The sequence below is a fragment of the Dissulfurimicrobium sp. genome (genome assembly GCF_049968175.1).
Taxonomy (GTDB): Bacteria; Desulfobacterota; Dissulfuribacteria; order Dissulfuribacterales; family Sh68; genus Dissulfurimicrobium; species Dissulfurimicrobium hydrothermale.
Genome location: NZ_JBMFRG010000022.1, coordinates 13445 through 28855, shown reverse-complemented (window position 1 = coordinate 28855; position 15411 = coordinate 13445). Strand labels below are relative to the sequence as shown.

Here is a 15411-nt window from a genome sequence, read left to right as displayed (position 1 = left end):
GGAATGCCAGGGCGGCCGATTTTTCTTTGAGGGTTGAGGGGCAAGATCAAGAGATGTCTGAGAGAAAAAGGAGTTGGAGAGAGATAGACCGAATAAAAGACAGAGGGGACGTATCAGACAAAAGGGACGAGCGAAGTAGCCTTGAAAGGGCGCTGGAAGATCCCAGGCTTAAGGAGAGATATCTCAAAGAGGCCAATAGGCTTTTTATGGGGGCTAAAGGTGGTGCTGGACATTCAAAGGACTTAAGGGCTATACATGAGACATATGGGACCGCAAAGTTTGAGGCTGCGGTAAGGCGTTATCTGGAACGTTACGGCCTACCCGATGATTGGGCGACCTTAATGCTTTTTCTGGACTTTAAGAGTGAGCCGCGTGTGGTCATTGAGGCGATCGATGCGCTTGTCAGGCTTTCTCGTGGGAAGGGGCTTCTTGAGAGGCAGGGTTTGAAAAGCAAGCTCAAGGTCTTAAGTCTGAACGCAAGGGACCTTGAGATAAGGGATGCCGCGTGGGCCGGGGTGGGCGAATTGTGATATCCATGTCAGGCACTGGATCGGCTCATCTTTTGTCGTGGACCACCCTGTTAGACGATTTTTTGGCACACCTTACAGTGGAGCGTGGGGCCTCGGTCAAGACGCTTGAGGCATATAGCAGGGATATCCTCGATTTTATTGACGGACTAGGCGGAGATAAGGCCTGTGGTCCAGGCGCTGTCTCGTCTTCCGACGTCTTGGTCTGGCTGAAGACCCAGAGAAACAGAGGTTTTTCGCCAAGGACCCTGGCCAGAAGGCTGTCGGCCCTCCGCTCTTTTTTTAGATTCTTGTCCGAGGGGTATGGCGTTGACCCGACGCCGCTTACGGTCATTAACAATCCAAGGATCGGGTTGAGCCTGCCGGATCAGCTGTCGATCCCGGAGGTGAATGCGCTTTTGGAGGCCCCTGATTGCCTTAAACCCATCGGTCTTCGGGACAAGGCCTTGCTCGAGGTCTCATATGCCTGTGGCCTTCGGGCCTCCGAGGCCGTGACGCTGAGACTGGATCAGATAGACCGTAAGCTTAGTTATATAAGGGTCTCTGGCAAGGGTGAAAAGGAGAGGGTCGTACCCATTGGCGAGACGGCTGTTTACTGGCTGGATCGTTATTTGAAGGAGGCGAGGCCGTGCATGCTCGGCAAGGCGGCGAGCTTCTATGTCTTCACCGGCAGGGATGGAAGACCCCTCACAAGACAGAGATTTTGGCAGATATTGAAGACCTATGCGGCCATGAAAGGGATCAGGCATAGAATCTCCCCGCATACCCTCCGTCATTCCTTCGCCACCCATCTTCTGGAGCGCGGGGCAGATCTTAGGGCTGTCCAGATGCTTTTGGGGCATTCGAGCATAACCACCACGCAGATTTACACCCATCTTGATCTCAAGCGCCTGAGAGAGGTGCATCGGAAGTTCCATCCTAGAGGCTGATTACAGGTGGATGAAGACGAGGATGATTTCTGAAAAGATCAAGAAAGAGATACCGATGACAAGGCAGGGGGTGGAGACCCCTGCCGGAATAGGTGATTTCCTTCTGGTTGAGCTCTGGCATAACGATGACGCCGCAACGCCATGGAACCCTGCACTTGGGGGTTTTGTGCTGTGTTATGAGCTTGAACTCGGGGGTAAACATGTAAGGCTTTCCGCCGTTGAGAGGTATTTGCGTAGAGATGGGGCACTGGGAAGGGCCAGAGACGTCAGTCCTGCATCTGTTGAGCATCGGGATTTCCCGCCGGAAGACAGACTTATCATGGCCGTTTTGTGGGATATCGCAGCTGAAAGGCCATTAGGCAGCAGTACCTGTCGCAGCGGCGCGAGGTCGTTTTCGAATATCTTGCTTGGGCCCAGGGATGTCAGGGCATTGCTGCCGCTCCTGGCCAGGACGGGCCGCTGTTTTCTTGTCCACCATGAAAAAGGGCGTCTGACGGCGCCGCTCGTTGCAGCCGAGCCCCTTGAGGCCGAATTAATAATTGATGCGATGGAGGTAGACACGGACGACACTTACATCCTTTCACCGTCCATCAAGGTCGATGGGCTGTCTGTGGACATTAGGTCTCTTTTCTATATTTTTAATACAAAGCCGATTTATTTTATCTGGCAGGGGCGCCTTTATTCGCTCAAGGGCCCGTCCTTTCAGGCGCTGAAGGCCATGCTAGGTGCGAAAGATGTGGTTGTTGTGACAAGGGGGGAGCTGAGAAGGCTTGTCGCAAAGGCGTCATCGCTTGCATGTGGGCCGCGTATAGTCGCACCTGAAGGGTTCGGACCTGAGCCGGTTGCGCTCAAGCCGGTTCCGCACCTGATACTGGAATTCAGGGATGGTATGCTTTTGGCAAAGCCTTTTATGGATTATGGGGGCATACTAATAGGGCTGGATAGTCGAGGCCATGAGATCTTGGATGCCGCCGATTGGCGGATTGTCCGGCGGAGCTCTGAAGACGAGGCGTTGTATCGCAAGGAGCTTGAAGATCATGGGTTTGAGGAGGGGGCGCATGGGCGTTTTGTCAGGTCTATCTACGGTGTATCAGAGGCGATCAGGGGTCTTTCCTTGAAGGGCTGGTTTGTCTATGGCAATAACGGCAGACCTGTAAGGGTTGGAAAGGTCGGGAGGTTAAGGGTCTTCTCAGGTCTTGATTGGTTCGATCTGGAAGGTGAGATCTCTTTCGGACAAGGTATATCCGTGCCGCTGACAAGGGCGTTGAGGGCGGCCTCGAGGGGAGAGCATTTAATAAGGCTCGATGATGGAAGCGTGGGGCTTGTCCCTGATGAATGGGTCAAAAAGAACCTTGCCGTCCTTGGACTTTCTACAGGTGTGCAGGCCTCAGGGCGGCTGAGGATAAGGGCCTCCCAGGCCTTGATCCTTGAGGCCTTTCTTGAAGGCGAAGCCGTGGAGTTTACAGATGGGCGTTTCAGGGAATTTGTCATGTCGCTCAAGGCCGTCCATTCCTTTAAAGACGTACAGGTTCCGAAGTCATTCAAAGGCCGACTTCGCAACTACCAAAAGGAGGCCCTGGGGTGGCTTTTGTCTTTGAAATGGTTTGGTTTTGGCGGTGTGCTTGCGGATGATATGGGGCTTGGAAAGACCGTCGAGGTCATTGCCATGCTTGCAGGGGAAGGCAGAGACAACGGTCCCTCACTTATAATAGCGCCGACCTCACTCTTGTTCAATTGGCAAGGGGAGATCGCGCGTTTTGCGCCACGGCTGAAGGTTGTTTTGTATTGCGGCCGGGACCGTTTTCGTCTGATTGAGAATGGTTTTGACGATGCCGACATAGTCCTTACCACCTATGCCGTTTTGAGGCTAGATATTGGCCTTTTGACAAGGTGGCGTTTCAATTACGCGGTCCTTGATGAGAGTCAGGCCATAAAAAATGCGGCGTCCATCACGGCCAGGGCTGCCAGACGTCTCAGGTGTGTTCACAGGCTTTGCCTTACCGGGACGCCTATCGAAAATCATCTTGGTGAGCTGTGGTCGCAGATGGCCTTCCTGAACCCAGGCCTTCTCGGCCCTTACAGCGCCTTTGATGCGAGATTCATAAGGCCTGCAGCTGATGGCGACGATGAGGCCCTGATGTTTTTAAAGAAGATTGTCCATCCGTTTATCCTGAGACGCACCAAAGGTGATGTGGCGTGCGATCTGCCGGAAAAGGTGGAGCATCTGGTTCGTTGTCCCATGACGGAAGGTCAGGCCAGGGTTTATGAAGATATAAAGGAACGCTATAGGGCCATAGTTGTGCGTGGGGCCGGAAGCGGCAAGGATACCGTTAGATTCAGGGTGCTTGAAGGGCTTCTGAGATTAAGACAGGTTGCAGTACACCCGGGGCTTGTAGGTATGCGGGGCATCGGTTCGGGTAAGCTCAAGGAGCTTGTGTCTCTTGTGGAGCGGGCTGTGGTGTTCCAAGGTCACAAGGCACTGGTCTTTTCTCAATTTACCGATATGCTTAATTTTGTCAGAGAGGCTGTGGCCAAGTTAGGCATCGAATATGAATACCTGGATGGCAAGACGCCGGCTGGAGAACGGGCAAGAAGGGTGAAGAGGTTTCAATCCTGCGAAGATGCAAGGCTCTTCTTGATAAGCCTCAAGGCAGGCGGTGTAGGTCTTAATCTCACCGCTGCCGATTATGTGTTTTTGATCGATCCGTGGTGGAATCCAGCTGTGGAGCTCCAGGCAGTTGATAGGGCCCACAGGATAGGCCAGGATAAAAAGGTCTTTACATATCGTCTCATCTCGGAGGGCACCGTGGAGGAAAAGGTCTTGATGCTTCAAGAAAGAAAGCAGGAGCTGGTCGCTGATTTTTTTTCAGGGCGCAATGAGGCATTGCAGAGGCTCTCAGCGGAGGATATTGCCTTTCTCTTTTCTTGAGTGTTGTTTTGTGAACACAGGCCTTTGAGGCCTTTCATCAACGGCTTATAAGCTCAGCGCTGAAATAGCCGACCACCACCTTGCTTTTGACCAGTACTGGGATTTTTCTTGCATCATCTGTCAGCCACACCATGATCTCTGCCCCTGGGCTCTTTTTGAAGACGCCTGAAAGTCCTTCCATCCGGGGATTGAGCAGGAAGGTGTCAAATATGCCGGCGGGCGTCTCTATCTCTTCCCGTTTTATCATATGGGCCGTGCCGGTGATGATCTTTTTGCCGTCCGTTATCCTGAGCCTGACGTCATGCTCGGGTTTTCCGTTCGTCCTGTACCAAAAAAGACAGGAAAGTGGGTCCTGCACGTCTTCGGATACTATGAGCCTCCCCCTGAACCTCCCGTTTTTCCATAGCTCCACGTAGCCTGACTTTGCATTGAACAGGACCTGCGTTACACCCTCCTTTCCCATAAGACCTTCCCTTGACCTTTTATAGAAACTGACAGGCCGGTGGGCGTCTGATGTGACTATGGATTCCTCATGTATCCTTACCGGATATATTGCATCTATATAGGGAAGGCTCCTGGCCGTGAGCCGGTAGGTGATGAACTGTCCGCTTTTGATGGTGTCCAATACAGCCTCACCGGCAGGTATGCCGCTCCATGTTATCCTGTATCTAAGTTCTTCCTGCGGCACTTCCTGTCTAGATTCTTTTTCCAATGATGATAATGATGATGTAGAGGCCTGCATCGGGGTGACAAAAAAGGCGAGGAGCATGCCTGCGATCCAGTATTTGGCGCGTGATACGCCGGCCCAGCGGCTGCATGGTGGCCTTTGTGTTTTCAGTGTTGTTGGTATTATGGACCTACCTCCACGAGTACATATCTTTCAGGGTTGAGATAGTGCACGGCCGCCTGTCTGACATCGTAGATTGTCACCTTTTTTATTTCCTTTGGATATATCCTGGCGAATCCTGCACCAAGGCCGTAGAGTTTGTTAAGGGCCATGTCCATTGCCTGCGCCCCGTTGGTTTGCAGGTCGTTTTCATAATTTCCTATAAGCCACATCTTGGCCCTTTCAAGCTCTTCAGGCGATACGGATCCGTTTCGCACCGCTTCTATCTCCTGCCAAAGTCCTTTTATAGCCTCTTCTTTCTTTTGCGGTGCGCAGGCTATGTAAAGGGCGAATGAGCCGTAGTCTATTCCGAGGCCTACAAAAGAGGTTACGGAGTATGCGAGCGCCTTCTTATCCCTCAGTTCAGTAAAAAGCCTCCCGCCCTGACCGGCCAGAACGGCGTTTAATACCTCTACGGCGTATCTCTCGCTGGATTTAAATGTAACACCTGGGAAACCAAGCACGATGTGTAACTGTTGTTTGTCTTGTTTTTTAACCGTTACGGTCCTAGGAGAGTCAAGTGGTTGCGGGGTCGGCAAGGTGGGCGGGTCAAGGGTTTTGCCAGCGCCCCATTTTTCAAGATATGCCTTGAGCTTTTTTGTGACTTCATCAGGGTTCACGTCCCCGGCTATAGAGATTATCGCCCGGTCCGGCCTCGCGAAGTCGTTATAGGCGATGGCGAGCCTTTCGGATGTGATCCCCATTATGGATGTCTCTGTGCCAAGGGGATTCAGAGAATATGGGTGCGGTTTGAAGAGCTCGCGCCTGAATTCCCTTACGGCGACCGACGGCAGGGAATCTTCCTGGCGTTTGAGGCCTGCGATGAGCAATGGTTGCAATTTTTTTATCTCTTCATCCGGGAATATTGGATTAAGGAGGATTTCGGCGAAAAGCGAGAGGCCATCTCCAAGATGATCGCTTAGAAAGCGGCCTTCGAGCCCGAACGAATTCTGGCCCGAAAATCCGTCTATCTCTCCGCCTATGCCCTCTATAAGCGCAGCGAGCTCTTGGGCGTTGTGCAGTCTTGTGCCCTTGGTCCATGCCCTTGCAAGAAAATTGAAGAGGCCAGCTGTATCTTCGGTCTCGTATCTCACCCCGCCTGGAAACACTGCCCGCACGGCAAACGTAGGTGCATCCCGCACCTCCCGTACGAGTATGGTTACGCCGTTTGAGAGCGTGGTCTCTTTAATGTTGAAACCCATGGGTGCCTTATGTGTCTTGATCGGCGATGCGGCAGCCACGCCTTCGGCGCATTTTATTATGGCCGTCAGGTCTTTTTTGGTGATCTTCGGCGCCTTCCAGTTCGGCATGACCATGGCGATGTTTATATTCTTAGTTTTGAATATGTCAGTAGCAACCCGCTGGATGTCTCGCGGCGTAATCGATTTTACGCGCTCCAGATATGTCGTCTGCGCTGAAGGATCTCCAGCCATCGTCTCGAACAGACCCAATTTCTGAGCCTCGCCTTCCATCGTCTCTTGGGCATAGATGAAATCTGTTTCAACCTGGATCTTGGCCCTGTTGAGCTCTTCTTGGCCCACAGCCTCTGTGCGTAATCGGTAGATGTCTGTGAGTATGGCGGTAAGCGCGTCCCTGGTCTTCTCAGGGGCAAGGATGGCGGTCACCTCGAACAGACCAGGTCCCAGAGGCGTAAAGGCAGATGAATCGATTTGATAGACGAGCTGTTTGTCTTCCTTGATAGATCTGTTCAGTCTTGAGCTGTTACCGCCTCCAAGGAGCGCCGCCAAGACGTCTAGGACGGGCGCGCGTGGGTCGTTGAAGCCGGGTGCGCCGGAGAATGCAATGGCTAAGTGGCCTTCATGTATATCCATCGTCTTGACTGCCGCCCTAGGGGCGTCCTGCAGTGGTTCGATTACATCCATATCCGCCTTTTCTCTGGACGTCTTGAGCGTCTTGAATGCATTGCGGACATATCTTGCCGCCTCCCGTGTGTTTACATTACCGGCTATCACGACATGTATGTTTTCAGGTCTGTATCTCTTGGCCATATAATCCATGATGTCTTGTCTCGTGAAGGACTTGACTGTTTTGACAAAGCCTATAACGGGGCGTCTGTATGGATATTTTTCATATGATGTCTCCATGAGTAGATCAAAGAGTGCGGATGTCGGCATGTCTTTCCGCATCTTCATCTCTTCGAGCACCACATCCTTTTCCCTTGCAAGTTCATCTGGCTCAAAGTTCGAGTTGAGTACGGCGTCGGAGAGGACATCTATGGCCTCCCCAAGGAATCGGCTGGGCACCTCGCAGTGATAGACGGTGTAATCAAGGGACGTATAGGCATTGATCGACCCGCCTATGGATTCTATGGCCCTTGCAAGCTCCCCTCGCCCCCTCTTCTTTGTGCCTTTAAATATCATGTGTTCGATGAGATGGGTGATGCCGGCCTCTCGGTCCGTCTCATAGCTGCTGCCGGCCCTTACCCATACCTGGACGGCAGCCACCGGTGCACGGTCCGTCTCCTTGATGACTGCGGTCAGGCCGTTCGGTAGTTTGATTTTCGTTGCCCCAGGCAGGATGTCTTCAGCCCATGCAGCAAGGGGTCTGATACCTAGCTGGAATACGACCGAGACCAGGAAGGCCGCAAGGAGAATGATTGTTTCTTTGTACCCCGGCATGGAAGTTCGTCTCCTTTTTTTGATGAATGACTGTTCATTAAAGGTCTTGACACTGCGCGTGAATTTTGGTACGACCTAAGCCATTAACCTTGTAAAGATACTCGATGTCCTTGCGGTACGATAGCCATGTTTTTTGTGGCATGCAAGACATCGGCCATACCTAATAATAATTTATGTCGGGGGGCAAGATGAGTTCTTTTGGAGAGAAGATATCCGAGGTCTATGAGTCATTTTTCAAGCGGACGTGGTCTCCCATGACCGGAGGCGTGCTTCTTGCGGTACTTGCCATTTACATGGAGGCATGGCAGCGTCCATGGGGTATCGTCGGCGGTCTTCGAAACTGGGGTGATTGGTTTTTTTATCTGATCGGCGTATTCGGAGATAAGCCTGAACACCCCCTCTTTTTTTCATCGTCTGTCATGGACCTGGGGCTCCTTGCAGGCGCCTGGATATCGGCTGTCATAGCAAGGGAATTCGCCTTCAGGGTTCCTCCTGTCCTTGAGCTCTGGAAGGGGTTTTTCGCCGGGATCCTTATGGGCATAGGTTCGACCCTGGCCTATGGGTGCAATGTCGGCGGGTTCTACAGCGCCCTCCAGAACCTTGCGGCCAACGGTTTTGCCATGATGATCGGCCTTATAGCCGGTGTTATTGTAGGGCTTAAATACCTCTATTGGGAGATGGAGCACTTCACCCCGGGTCCCGCTGGGCCTACCTTTCTCGGCAACATCCCTCCAGCCATCGGGCTGCTCGGCATCATCGGTCTTGTAGTTGCGGCTTATGCCTATTCAAATTCAAGCGTGGAAAATGCCCCTCTCATGTCAGGTTATCTCCTGATAGGGGCGGGCATCGGTTTTGTCTTTCATAGGAGCAGGTTGTGCATGGTTAACGGCTTCCGTGAGCCGTTTATGACAGGTGAGGCGGCCATGGGCAAGGCTGTCGCGGTAAGCGTGATCCTCGGTACCATAGGCATAGCCATATTGAAATATGCAGGTCTGAGGGATACAAGCCTTTTTGTTGTGACTTCCTTCTGGTGGGGTTCCCTTCTGGGTGGTTTTATCTTTGGAGCAGGGATGGTGGTGGCCGGTGGCTGCGGCAGCGGCTCTCTCTGGCGTGTGGCAGAGGGTCAGATAAAACTCTGGGTGGTGGTGGTCGTCTTTGCCCTTACCAACAGCCTCTTGCGCTACTGGTTTGAGAAGAATGACTGGATGTCAAAGCTTGGCAAAGCGATCTATCTTCCGGATATTTTTGGATATGGCGGCTCTATCATCCTCGTGATAATCGCCATGTTGCTTTGGTATTTAGTGATCGATTGGAATGAGGACAGCAACAAGTTGGTCATAGAGATGTAATTTACAGAAATATAAGACTGTTTTGAAAAATACTTAATAAATAAGGGAGGAGTTATGAGCGACATCAAAAAGGCCCCTGACGGGATCACGGCTAATCGCACATTGGATGCAAAGGGACTCAGTTGCCCCATGCCTCTTTTGAGGACAAAGAAGGAGATCGAGAAGATCAAGAGTGGCGAGATCCTTGAGGTCTTGGGGACAGATCCTGGTTCCCGCAATGATATCCCGGGCTGGTGCGCCAGGGCTGGTCATGAATATCTGGGCGAAAAAGAAGACTCAGGCTTTATACGTTTTTACGTGCGTAAAAAATAAGCCGAGGGGCAGAGCGGGTGTTTTTTATTTTATTTTCGGGCTGGGGTGGGTTGTGTGCAGGTTCCCCGGCACGGAAGAGAGTGAAATCTTTGATTAATTAATGTCAATTTTTGGAGGATAATCAAGATGTCTGCCGATCCAAACAAGCTGGGAATATTTGTAACATCTCCACAAAACATGCGCCATATCCTTGGCGTCGCCCAGGCGGCTGTAAGGGCAGGGAAAAAGGTCATGATCTTTTTTACATACAAGTCCGTCCATCTGACCAAGACCCCTGAGTTTGCAACCCTTGCCAATCTCTGCGACGTGGAAGATCTTGCAATCTGCGCCGACAGTTATACCTGTGAAGGATACGACGTCGAGAAGGATGTCCCGCGCGGGCTTACCCCACGCCAGATGCGTACCCAGGCCTATCATGGGGCGGTACTGGAAGAGTGTGGTAAATATCTAGTGCTTTAAAAAAAGGAGAGATGAGACATGGAATCAAAAAAGATATATTTTTTATTGCCGAACCGCATGTATGCCGGAGATGCCATACGCTCCGCACTTGGGCAGGCCGTTGAGAACCACTTTGCCTATCCAGTCCTTATGTATGGAGAGTATCCCAGGTTTTCAGATTATGTAAAGGAGAATATCGACTGGATCAGGGATATGGAGGGCGATGTCTTTACCCTTGGCGGCGAGGCACCGGAAGGTGTCGAGCTTACCCCTATTACGCTTGAGGAGCTCGGTGAGCGTCTTCGGGAGGCGGATGTGATCATACCTTACGGACTGCCGAAGCAAAGCAAGACCCCGCCGCCTGCCTGTGCAGAGTAAGGTAAGTATAAATAAAGGAGTTTATGATTATGAGTGATGTAAAAAAGATACTTCATGTATATAGATCCGAGCCTTCGGATGACGTCAAAAAGCTGGTCGAGATACTAAACCGTGATAGAGAGGCGAAAGAATTCAGGCTTTATATCGGCGAACCAAATTATGACATGCTTGTGCAGATGATATTCGAGGCCGATCAGACCGTAAGCTGGTGGTAGGATTAGGCCAAGAACAAGGCCGTTTCTTGTCTCTTTTTGATTAAGGCCCCCAAGGCCCAGGCTTCGGGGGCTTTTAACTCCCGACTACACTTGCCATCTTGAATATCGGCAGATACATGGCTATTATGATGGAGCCTATCGTGCCGCCCAGAAAGACTATCATAAACGGCTCTATCATGCTCGTCAGTGCGTCAACTGCAGCATCAACCTCTTCGTCATAAAAATCCGCCACCTTGCCCAGCATCTGTTCCAGGGCCCCGGTCGTCTCTCCTACCGATATCATCTGCACCACCATATTGGGGAATATGCCGGCTTCTTGGAGGGGCTGGGCTATCGTGCGTCCTTCGCTTATACTCATCCTCACATTGTAAATGGCGTCTTCTATTAACCTATTCCCAGCCGTTCCCGCTGCGACGTTCAGTGCATCTATAATAGGGACCCCGCTGCTTATAAGCGTCCCAAGCGTACGCGTAAGTTTGGCTACGGCGACCTTTTTTATGAGGGGACCGAATACGGGCATCCTCAACAGGGTCTTGTCGATTAAAAGACGTCCTTTGGATGTGGAATAAAATTTTTTAAAAAGAAATACAAAAAACGCCACCGCTGCTGCGATCACCAGAAAGTATGATTTTACAAAGTTGCTGAGCGCAATGACCATCTGGGTGGGCAAGGGCAGCGCCTGCCCGGATTCGGCAAACATCTTTTCGAATACAGGTATTACAAATATCAGTATGATGGCCAATACAACAACTGATATGCCAAGGACTATTATTGGGTAAGCAAGGGCGCTTTTTACCTTCCTCTTCAGGCGCTGGGACTTTTCCATATAAACGGCGAGCCGGTTCATGACCTCATCGAGTACTCCACCCACCTCTCCAGCGGCCACCATGTTAGTATAAAGGTTGTCGAAGTGCCTTGGATGTCTCTTTAGGGCGTCGGCAAATGTGGATCCGCCCTCTACATCGGTCTTGATCTGGCGGAGCATCGACTTAAAGGTCTTATTTTTCTGTTGTTCCGCCAGCACATCAATCCCCTGGACAAGCGGCAGGCCTGCGTCTATCATTGTTGATAATTGCCTTGTAAAGATTACGATATCCTTGGTTTTGATCTTGGGTTTAAGGAGGTTTATGTCTTTAAAAAGGTCTTTGGGTTTGGTGTGTATCTTCGAAGGTTTGATGCGTTGCCTCCTTAAGGTTATCCGTACCGCCCTCTCATCAACCGCTTCTAATTCCCCCCTCTTCTTTTCGCCTGTTATCGATATCCCTTCCCAGATATATATCGGCATTTCCACCCCCAGAAAACATAAAAAAGTTTAGATCATCAATAAATTTCTTAACCCTGTTTTTTGGAATTTTCCATAAGAAACCCTTTAAATTTATTCTCAACTGATGAGGGGTAAAAATATAAGCCCCAAAGGCCCTTAACATATTTCCTGCCTTATTAAAATTCGGCATTTTCCCCCTTAGACTTTATTTACGCGCCCAGCTTTATAGGAAGTCTCTGTATAAGCCTTGTTCCCTACGATGTCATGATCAAATCAGATTTTGAGGGCGCCTATCCCAAACCCTTCGCCTTTGAGGACGAAAGATCAAGGTATTCCTCGACAGTAGGCTATCAAGCCCGTTGTTTATTTTTGTCTATGCAAGCAATCTTTAGTTAGATCGATTGCGGCGAATTTGTTCGTTATTTGTGAAAAAATTTCTTTGCACGTATAAAAAAGCAGATACCTTCCATAAGCGTTGATAATCGTTCATTTTAGAAATTGACAGGCATTTTCACTTATAATATTTATTGAATACTAATTCATTTTTAATATTATTAAAACTGAATAGATATTTAATTGTTAGATCATTGATAATATCTAGCTGTATTATTGGGGCAATTTTAATTTGGATGCTATAAATTTGCTGCTGTTTATTTTTCTTGTAAGGAGAAGGGGGTCAGGGATATGGAGAGGGAAAAGACACGATATGGAAGGTGAATAGCCACTTGGGCCAGGGGCCCTATTCTTGTCTTGTTTCTTGCATTTTCGTTTTTGGTCCAGCCTGCCTGGGCAATGGATACGTCTATCGGCGAAATAGACATCCGCAGTACCACCAGGTATCAACTCCAATGGTCAGATCCTCCTAACGGCAAGCTTGTTTCAAGCAATTCAAGCGATCAAGACATCTCTGAGATACTCGGCGTTGACTGGAATTCGTCCAAAATCAATGGACTTTCCTTTTCCTTTCTGGGGAAATATGCAAAAGACCTCGATGGTACGCCGTCTGGCTCCATATTCCAGGATTACCTGGATGCAAGCGGAGGTCAAAGGCAGAGGTTTGATGCATACTATGCCTTTGCCGAAAAGAAAGATGTCATACCGGGTGTTGATCTTAGGCTAGGGCGCCAATATGCCTATGGAGCGGAAACAGTCCATTTTGATGGCTTATGGGTCAGGGCGGACAGGTCCCTGGATGAGCGTTTCAGCATAGAGGCCTTCGGCGGCCAGATAGTCCAGATGTATTCTAACCTTACCCAGGACGGTGTGGGCGGCGTCAATCTGGGCTTTTATCCATCGAAAGAACTTGCCTTGTATCTTAACAGCGTGTTTTATCGCGAAAATTCTTACGAGGCGTCAGCTTATTGGCGTCCGGTCGAATACATTAAGGCCAATGTCAGATGGGCGTTGATCGACGACAAGAGTCGTGAGGCATCCGTTGACGTGGTGGGTGATGTCGAGTCTACAGGTACTACCATAGGTTTCAATGTATATCATAGGTTCAGGGTAACCCTGCCTGACGATTTCATCTACGATTATACATATTCAATGAGCGACAGTCTGAACAATATAAGGCGTCTCTATCTCTCCAGGGAGGAGGCGTATACCCAGTATACATTGTCGGTCAGCCAACCGATCCCTACACAGAAAGGTCTTGCTGTCTTCGTGCGCGGTACGAAGAGGGATCTAGCCCATGATAATCAGGAAGACCTGTATAATACCAGCTTTTATAGCCTTACATGCGGTCTTTCGCTTGATGAATGGCTCGAGTTGCATGGTTTTCATATGTCGGTCGGTGTGACTTCATGGTGGGAGAAGAGGGATTATCTTTATGAAGGTAAATCCAGATCGGTCTTCCTGGATTTTCATCAGGAACTCCCCTACAGGTTCGAGGTCGGTGGCGGTTTTTATTACAAGGATGAAGATGTCAATTCCCTCATCGAGGGTGAGGCCGCTGCACACTATTATGGTTCTCTGAGATATGGTTTTGCCAAGGACAAGTGGGCCGAGCTTAAGTATGAATATGAGCACGATGACTATTACAGGGAATTCGGTGTAGGAGATATAAATTCCATAACCGCTACGGTTTCCGCCCGTTTCTAGTTTTGGAAAGGCAGGCGTATTGGAGATCAGCGGATAAAAAGGGATAGGGGAATAAGATATGAATGAGTCGAGATCGCTCAAGTTTTTACTCATAATTTTGGCGTTGATTGGTCTGCTATTGCTATTGCCAGGCTGTAAAAAAGAAGAGACCAATCTCAAATTTAACCACAAGCTGCACGTAATTGACAACCAGATGGCGTGTGCAACCTGCCATGCGTCAGGCGAAAAGGGAAAGCTGCAGAACCCAGGCATGGACAAGTGTTCCGAATGCCATGAAATAGATACTGACCATCCGTCTGAAAAGTGCCTTTTGTGCCATTCCGTAAAGAGCGCGGCCCACGATTACGAGGTGTCTGAGTCTGTACCGGAGAAACCGAAGAGCTATAAAGACCTCAAATTCAGCCATGAATATCATGAAGGTGTTGAATGTAATACGTGCCACAAGGGGATAGATAAACAGGATTCTCTCTCGCAAATAGAGTGGCCTGATATGTTTGTTTGCAAGAGGTGCCACAACGGGAAAGAGGCCCCGATCACCTGTGAGGTCTGCCATGAGAAGATCAGAAAGGATATAGCACCAGAGAGCCATCATGGCGACTGGACCATGCACCACGGCCTCGAGAGCCGTTTCGACAGGTCATGCCAGTTCTGTCATGAAAATCAGGAGCGCTTCTGTCAGGATTGCCACAGGACACAGAAGCCGAAGGATCATATATTCAATTGGAAGACGACGCAGCACGGCGAGGAGGCGACACATGACCGTCGTCTGTGCACGACTTGTCATACAGCAAGTTACTGTTCTGATTGTCACAGGTCAGAGCAGCCCATCTCGCACAGGCGTGCTGACTGGATGGCGCTCAGCCGAGAAAACGGCCATGCCGAGGAGGCGCGCCGCAATTTCAGGAGCTGCAATGTGTGTCACGAAACAAGCGAGTGCATGAAGTGTCATCAGTCGATCATCTTGAGGAGATAGCGCCGAGAGATCGGAGATATCTTGATATATCTTTTAGATTACTATCCAAAGGGAGGCTTTGAGGGATGTCTAACAAAATTACAAGGATTTCAAGATCAATCTTGTGGGTGATAGCAGCAGGTCTCATTATCCCGGCCCTGGCGTTCGCTCACCCGGCGGTCCGACTCCTGGACGCCAACGGGATGCCTATAAAAGATCAGTTGAATCAGTCGGATACGGTGGTTGCCGCAAATGGTTCAGTTTATATGAGGGGTCCTGCCTACAGCCCGAAGCAGACATGTGGCAAGTGCCATGACTATCAGGCGATTACAAGGGCCTATCACTTCCGTGAAGGCGCTGGCGCTTACGGTCAGGACCTGAGCGACCACTGGAGCGTGAAAAACAAAGATAACCCCCTTTACCGCTATCTAGCCAATGCCTATGGGCATCTGATAAGCCCTGGGCAATTCGGCGCGTGGTGACCGCCGTCTTA

At 50.2% G+C, this 15411-nt stretch carries 15 protein-coding genes; 11 read left to right on the top strand and 4 right to left on the bottom strand.

Annotation, left to right across the window (positions count from 1 at the left end; genetic code table 11):
* The 3 genes from ACP5SG_RS04335 to ACP5SG_RS04325 form a co-directional block, all read left to right on the top strand.
* Positions 1 to 530, top strand: a 530-nt coding sequence (locus ACP5SG_RS04335) for a hypothetical protein (protein ID WP_428122308.1), incomplete at its 5' end; no start/stop codon positions are given.
* 5 nt (positions 531 to 535) lie between these two features.
* Complete coding sequence (gene xerD / locus ACP5SG_RS04330; protein ID WP_237889831.1) at positions 536 to 1456, top strand: site-specific tyrosine recombinase XerD; 921 nt, start codon at positions 536 to 538, stop codon at positions 1454 to 1456.
* Positions 1457 to 1466: 10 nt separating this feature from the next.
* Positions 1467 to 4385: a DEAD/DEAH box helicase gene (locus tag ACP5SG_RS04325; protein WP_237889150.1), complete on the top strand. Its 2919-nt coding sequence runs from the start codon at positions 1467 to 1469 to the stop codon at positions 4383 to 4385.
* Between the two features lie 37 nt (positions 4386 to 4422).
* On the opposite strand, the gene ACP5SG_RS04320 is transcribed toward ACP5SG_RS04325, so the two are convergent.
* Both ACP5SG_RS04320 and ACP5SG_RS04315 read right to left on the bottom strand, forming a co-directional pair.
* Positions 4423 to 5097 (bottom strand): DUF3108 domain-containing protein, encoded by a 675-nt coding sequence (locus ACP5SG_RS04320; RefSeq protein WP_428122302.1) that lies wholly within the window; start codon positions 5095 to 5097, stop codon positions 4423 to 4425.
* Positions 5098 to 5234: 137 nt separating this feature from the next.
* Entirely contained in the window at positions 5235 to 7910 is a 2676-nt protein-coding gene (locus tag ACP5SG_RS04315; RefSeq protein ID WP_424661217.1) for a M16 family metallopeptidase, read from the bottom strand.
* 188 nt (positions 7911 to 8098) lie between these two features.
* Here ACP5SG_RS04315 and ACP5SG_RS04310 point away from each other — a divergent pair, with 188 nt between their 5' ends.
* The 5 genes from ACP5SG_RS04310 to ACP5SG_RS04290 all read left to right on the top strand — a co-directional run bounded on the left by ACP5SG_RS04310 (position 8099) and on the right by ACP5SG_RS04290 (position 10602).
* A complete protein-coding gene (locus ACP5SG_RS04310) occupies positions 8099 to 9259 on the top strand; it encodes a YeeE/YedE thiosulfate transporter family protein (RefSeq protein ID WP_428122295.1) in 1161 nt (386 codons plus the stop codon).
* A gap of 54 nt (positions 9260 to 9313) precedes the next feature.
* Positions 9314 to 9571: a sulfurtransferase TusA family protein gene (locus ACP5SG_RS04305; protein ID WP_237889154.1), complete on the top strand. Its 258-nt coding sequence runs from the start codon at positions 9314 to 9316 to the stop codon at positions 9569 to 9571.
* Positions 9572 to 9697: 126 nt separating this feature from the next.
* Positions 9698 to 10030 (top strand): hypothetical protein, encoded by a 333-nt coding sequence (locus ACP5SG_RS04300; RefSeq protein WP_237889155.1) that lies wholly within the window; start codon positions 9698 to 9700, stop codon positions 10028 to 10030.
* A gap of 18 nt (positions 10031 to 10048) precedes the next feature.
* A complete protein-coding gene (locus tag ACP5SG_RS04295; RefSeq protein ID WP_237889156.1) occupies positions 10049 to 10387 on the top strand; it encodes a hypothetical protein in 339 nt (112 codons plus the stop codon).
* Between the two features lie 29 nt (positions 10388 to 10416).
* Complete coding sequence (locus ACP5SG_RS04290; protein WP_237889157.1) at positions 10417 to 10602, top strand: hypothetical protein; 186 nt, start codon at positions 10417 to 10419, stop codon at positions 10600 to 10602.
* A gap of 73 nt (positions 10603 to 10675) precedes the next feature.
* Here ACP5SG_RS04290 and ACP5SG_RS04285 read toward each other — a convergent pair whose 3' ends face one another.
* Together ACP5SG_RS04285 and ACP5SG_RS04280 are read right to left on the bottom strand one after the other, a co-directional pair.
* Positions 10676 to 11887, bottom strand: a complete 1212-nt coding sequence (locus ACP5SG_RS04285; protein ID WP_428122286.1) for a type II secretion system F family protein — start codon at positions 11885 to 11887, stop codon at positions 10676 to 10678.
* Positions 11817 to 12056, bottom strand: a complete 240-nt coding sequence (locus ACP5SG_RS04280; protein ID WP_237889159.1) for a hypothetical protein — start codon at positions 12054 to 12056, stop codon at positions 11817 to 11819. Before ACP5SG_RS04280 ends, ACP5SG_RS04285 begins: the two co-directional genes overlap by 71 nt.
* Before the next feature lie 602 nt (positions 12057 to 12658).
* On the opposite strand from ACP5SG_RS04280, the gene ACP5SG_RS04275 reads away from it, so the two are divergent.
* The 3 genes from ACP5SG_RS04275 to ACP5SG_RS04265 all read left to right on the top strand — a co-directional run bounded on the left by ACP5SG_RS04275 (position 12659) and on the right by ACP5SG_RS04265 (position 15400).
* Positions 12659 to 13966 carry a hypothetical protein gene (locus ACP5SG_RS04275; protein ID WP_424661214.1) on the top strand — a complete coding sequence of 436 codons (1308 nt, stop codon included), beginning with the start codon at positions 12659 to 12661 and terminating at the stop codon, positions 13964 to 13966.
* A gap of 58 nt (positions 13967 to 14024) precedes the next feature.
* Complete coding sequence (locus ACP5SG_RS04270) at positions 14025 to 14939, top strand: cytochrome c3 family protein (RefSeq protein WP_428122278.1); 915 nt, start codon at positions 14025 to 14027, stop codon at positions 14937 to 14939.
* Between the two features lie 65 nt (positions 14940 to 15004).
* The gene (locus tag ACP5SG_RS04265; protein WP_428122275.1) at positions 15005 to 15400 is read left to right on the top strand and encodes a hypothetical protein; all 396 of its coding nucleotides are present in this window, start codon (positions 15005 to 15007) and stop codon (positions 15398 to 15400) included.
* Positions 15401 to 15411 lie beyond the last annotated feature (11 nt).